The 320-nt window shown below is 63.4% G+C and carries 1 protein-coding gene; it reads left to right on the top strand.

Annotated features, from left to right (window positions below):
- Positions 1-60: 60 nt before the first annotated feature.
- Positions 61-320: cupin domain-containing protein (locus EN869_RS33905; RefSeq protein ID WP_135916144.1), on the top strand; the 260-nt coding region annotated here is incomplete at its 3' end.

Raw genomic sequence — 320 nt, forward strand, 5'->3', positions numbered from 1 at the left:
GACGAAATCGTGTGCCGCTTCGCCTCGACAGCGGTCTCTGGGACGGTCTAATCTCCAGCCATGGCGCATGTCATCGAGCGTGATGGATGGGCTGAAGCGCCCGACCGCTGGCAAGGCGAGCTGCAATGCGGCGCCTTCGGCTCGAAAAGCTGTCTGATCTTCAACTACCTGCCGGACATCGGCGGTGGCCCGCGCCTGCACAAGCATCCCTATGCCGAGCTCTTTATCATCCGCTCCGGAACCGCCCTATTCACGGTCGGCGACCAAAAGATCGAGGCCTCGGCCGGCCAGATCCTGATCGTCCCGCCCGACACGCCGCA

Origin of the sequence: Mesorhizobium sp. M2D.F.Ca.ET.226.01.1.1, from assembly GCF_004022705.2 — a bacterium.
In the GTDB taxonomy this organism is placed as follows: domain Bacteria; phylum Pseudomonadota; class Alphaproteobacteria; order Rhizobiales; family Rhizobiaceae; genus Mesorhizobium.